This window comes from Stenotrophomonas sp. HMWF023 (assembly GCF_003060985.1).
Lineage (GTDB): Bacteria > Pseudomonadota > Gammaproteobacteria > Xanthomonadales > Xanthomonadaceae > Stenotrophomonas > Stenotrophomonas lactitubi.
Map to the genome: position 1 here is coordinate 17258 of NZ_QAIJ01000143.1, position 3927 is coordinate 21184.

Sequence of the window (3927 nt, forward strand, 5' to 3'; positions counted from 1 at the left end):
GCCGATCACCCGCCTGTCCGGTGGCGAGCGCAACCGCCTGCTGCTGGCCAAGCTGTTCGCGCAGCCGTCCAACCTGCTGGTGATGGACGAACCGACCAACGACCTGGACGTAGAAACCCTGGAGCTTCTGGAAGAGCTGCTGGGCGAATACAACGGCACGTTGCTGCTGGTCAGCCATGATCGTGACTTCATCGACAACGTGGTGACGTCCACCCTGGTGATGGAAGGTGATGGCGTGATCGGTGAGTACGTGGGCGGCTACAGCGACTGGCAGCGTTACGCGGCCAGCGTGGCCGCAGCGCCTGCGGTGGTTGCTGCGGCCAAGTCCGCGGTCGCTGCGCCGGTGGCGGCTGCGGAACCGGCTGCGCCCAAGCGCAAGCTCCCCTACAAGGAAGCGCGCGAGCTGGAACAGCTGCCGAAGACGATCGAAAAGCTCGAAGGCGATGTCGAAGGCCTGACCGCAGCGATGAACGATCCGTCGTTCTACACGCGCAGCAGCGCCGAAGTGACCGCACACACCCAGCAGCTGGCCAAGGTGCAGGCCGAACTGGATGCCGCGTACGCACGCTGGGAAGAGCTGGAAGGCTGAGCGAGAGCCGGGTCATGCCCGGCTCAGTAGATCCACGCCATGCGTGGATATCCGGATCCGTGCGGACCAACGACCCGCACCCACGCGGCGATTCTGGCATTCCGCCGGGCATGGCCCGGCGCTACCGTAGATGCAGGGGCGCCACCGCGCCCTGATCCTATTTGACCCCGTGCAGATCCCGCAGCTGGCTCGTGCGGCTGCCGAAGTACGCCGCCAGATCGGCGATGTCCTGATCGCTCAGGTCCTTCGCCTGCGGTGTCATCAGCGCATGCTGGCGGTCACCAGCACGGTAGGCCTGCAGCGCATGCGCCAGGTAATCGCCATATTGCCCGCCCAACTTCGGGTAGGTTGCATCGATCGGCGCATTGCCGTCGGCACCGTGGCAATCAATGCAGCTCTGGCTGGTGGCCTTGCTCTTGACCTTGGCGCGGGCCTCACCGGCGGCTTCACGCCCGGCAGGCAGGCCAGCGGATGAAGACGATCCGTGCTCGCCGCTGGCATGGCCGGGATCGCCGGCGGATTTCTCGCTGTTCTCCACCTGTGACTGCGAGCAGGCCGCCAGCAGCAGGGCGACGGACAGGGCGATGGCATGACGCAGTGGATGCGCGGCTTTCGACATGGGCGGGCCTTACTTGACGGTGGACAGGTAAACAGCGAGATCGGCGATCTCCTGTTCGCTGAAACTCATCGACTGTGCCTGCATCGTGGGATGCCGGCGCTTGCCCTGGCGGTACTCGGTCAGGGCCTGGGTCAGGTACTGCTGGGTCTGGCCACCGATCTTCGGTACCCGGTAACTGGGGTACGCATTCTTGTAACCGGTGATGCCGTGGCAACCCTGGCAGGTATAGGCCAGCACACGGCCATTGTCGAAACTGCCGGTGGGCGTGGCGGCCGCCGGCACAGGGGCCGTAGCCGGTGCCGGGGCGGGTGCTGCAGGAGCAGAAGCAGGAGCGGGCTGTGCGGCGGCCCCGAGGGGCAGGAGGACGGCCAGAGCGAGACAAGCGGCGAGCGGCTGCGGGCGCATGGTGTCTTTTCCGGGGATTCGGGTCTGGTCGTTCCGGCGTGGGGTACGGAACGACCCGAGTATAGCCTCAGGTTTCATCTAGCTGAAATGGGGTCGGCCCGACCGGCGGCGTGAAGGCACCATGACCTTTGGGATATGGTGTTGCCGTGAAGTGGTGCATTACTTTGCTACCACACCTGCCCACGCATCCTCCAGGGATCTGACGATGTCGCACCAAACCTTCCTGCCCGGCCCCCGCAGCGGACTCTGCGCTGCCGCGCTGCTGCTCTCCACCTCCCTGCTGCTGAGCGGTTGCGCCGCTGGGCCCAACAACGAGGCCAAGGCGGCCGAGACCAAGGACGAGAAGAAGGTCGACGCGGTGCCGGTGGAAGTGGCCGTGGCCAGCCATCGCGCGGTGGCCGCCAGCTACACCGGAACCGCAGCACTGGAGCCGCGCGCCGAATCGCAGGTGGTGGCCAAGACCTCGGGCGTCGCGCTGGCGGTGCTGGTCGAGGAAGGGCAGCGGGTCAGCGCCGGGCAGCCTCTGGTGCGGCTGGATCCGGACCGCGCGCGCTTGTCCGTAGCGCAGAGCGAAGCGCAGATGCGCAAGCTGGAAAACGACTATCAGCGTGCACAGAAGCTGGTCAGCCAGCAGCTGGTCAGTGCGGCCAGCGTCGACCAGCTGCGCTACGACCTGGAAAACATCCGCGCCCAGTACCGCCTGGCCACGCTGGAACTGTCGTACACCACCGTGGTCGCACCGATTTCCGGTGTGATCGCCTCGCGGTCGATCAAGACCGGCAACTTCGTGCAGATCAACACACCGATCTTCCGCATCGTCGACAACTCGCGGCTGGAAGCCACCCTCAACGTGCCCGAGCGCGAGCTGGCGACGTTGCGCGCAGGCCAGCCGGTCACGTTGTCGGCCGATGCGCTGCCGGGCCAGACCTTCACCGGCATCGTGGACCGCATCGCGCCGGTAGTGGATTCGGGCAGCGGCACCTTCCGTGTGGTCAGTGCTTTCGATGGCGCCGCGCAGTCGCTGCAGCCGGGCATGTTCGGCCGCATCCGCATCGACTACGACCAGCGTGCCGACGCGTTGGTGGTGCCGCGCCTGGCACTGCTGGACGATGGTGAGCCGGCGGTGTTCCGGGTGCGCGAGGGCAAGGTCGCGCGGGTGCCGGTCAAGCTTGGCTACGCCGAAGGGCCGTGGGTGGAGATCCGCGAGGGCCTGGCCGCTGGCGACCAGATCGTCACCGCCGGCAAGGTCGCCCTGCGCGATGGCACGGCAGTGCAGGTGATCGCCGATCCGAAGGCCAAGGCGAAGACGGTGGCTACCTCGGCCAAGCCGGCAGAGAAGGCCGGGAGCACGCAATGACCGCGCCCGGCCACGACCCCGGTGCCTCGCCAGGGAGCGACGGCGCCGCCGCAGGCATGCGTGGCGGCCTGGTGGAGTTCGCCACCCGCCGTCGCGTCACCATCGCCATGTGCACGGTCACCCTGCTGCTGTTCGGCCTGATCGCACTGGGCAACCTCAAGGTCAATCTGCTGCCGGACCTGAGCTATCCGACGCTGACCGTGCGCACCGAGTACACCGGTGCGGCGCCGACTGAAATGGAAACCCTGATCACTCAGCCGGTCGAAGAGGCCGTGGGCGTGGTCAAGAACCTGCGCAAGCTGAAGTCGGTGTCGCGCACCGGCCAGAGTGATGTGGTGCTCGAGTTCGCCTGGGGCACCAACATGGACCAGGCCAGTCTGGAAGTACGCGACAAGATGGAAGCGCTGAACCTGCCACTGGAAGCCAAGGCTCCGGTGCTGCTGCGCTTCAATCCCTCCACCGAGCCGATCATGCGCCTGGTGCTGTCGACCAAGGCCGCGCCTGCGACCGACGAAGAAGCGATCCGTGAACTGAACGGCCTGCGTCGCTATGCCGATGAAGACCTGAAGAAGAAGCTGGAGCCGGTCACCGGCGTGGCGGCGGTCAAGGTCGGCGGTGGTCTGGAAGACGAGATCCAGGTGGACATCGACCAGCAGAAACTGGCCCAGCTCAACCTGCCGATCGACACCGTCATCAAGCGGTTGAAGGAAGAGAACATCAACATTTCCGGCGGCCGCCTGGAGGAGGGCTCGCAGCGCTTCCTGGTGCGTACCGTCAACCAGTTCGCCGATCTGGAAGAGATCCGCAACCTGCTGGTCACCACCCAGGCATCCAACGGCAGTGCGGCCGACTCGGCACTGCAGCAGATGTTCAACATTGCGGCGTCGACGGGTTCGGCTGCGGCGGTCGCTGCTGCGTCGGCCGCCCAGAGCGCGTCGTCGAGCGGCGGCTCCAGCG

4 protein-coding genes and 1 pseudogene are annotated in these 3927 nt (G+C 66.4%); 3 read left to right on the forward strand and 2 right to left on the reverse strand.

Translation table 11 applies throughout. The features are described from left to right. On the forward strand, nucleotides 1–589 hold a 589-nt coding region (locus tag DBR20_RS22800), incomplete at its 5' end, for an ATP-binding cassette domain-containing protein (protein ID WP_258223247.1). Nucleotides 590–746: 157 nt separating this feature from the next. On the opposite strand, the gene DBR20_RS07780 is transcribed toward DBR20_RS22800, so the two are convergent. Together DBR20_RS07780 and DBR20_RS07785 are read right to left on the reverse strand one after the other, a co-directional pair. Beyond that, on the reverse strand, nucleotides 747–1208 hold the full coding sequence (locus tag DBR20_RS07780; RefSeq protein WP_108265782.1) for a cytochrome c: 462 nt from the start codon (nucleotides 1206–1208) through the stop codon (nucleotides 747–749). Between the two features lie 9 nt (nucleotides 1209–1217). Next, on the reverse strand, nucleotides 1218–1613 hold the full coding sequence (locus tag DBR20_RS07785) for a c-type cytochrome (protein WP_089240512.1): 396 nt from the start codon (nucleotides 1611–1613) through the stop codon (nucleotides 1218–1220). A 205-nt stretch (nucleotides 1614–1818) separates the two neighbouring features. Between DBR20_RS07785 and DBR20_RS07790 the strand changes: the two genes are divergently transcribed. Together DBR20_RS07790 and DBR20_RS22805 are read left to right on the forward strand one after the other, a co-directional pair. Continuing rightward, nucleotides 1819–2970, forward strand: coding sequence for an efflux RND transporter periplasmic adaptor subunit (locus tag DBR20_RS07790; RefSeq protein WP_108265783.1), 1152 nt, complete (start codon nucleotides 1819–1821; stop codon nucleotides 2968–2970). Between the two features lie 62 nt (nucleotides 2971–3032). Beyond that, nucleotides 3033–3927, forward strand: a pseudogene (locus DBR20_RS22805) (efflux RND transporter permease subunit); the annotation flags it as partial.

Excerpts from the sequence above, each read along its gene's own strand:
- DBR20_RS07790 (WP_108265783.1), top strand. The coding sequence starts at position 1,819 with ATGTCGCACCAAACCTTCCTGCCCGGCCCCCGCAGCGGACTCTGCGCT.
- DBR20_RS07780 (WP_108265782.1), bottom strand. The coding sequence starts at position 1,208 with ATGTCGAAAGCCGCGCATCCACTGCGTCATGCCATCGCCCTGTCCGTC.
- DBR20_RS07785 (WP_089240512.1), bottom strand. The coding sequence starts at position 1,613 with ATGCGCCCGCAGCCGCTCGCCGCTTGTCTCGCTCTGGCCGTCCTCCTG.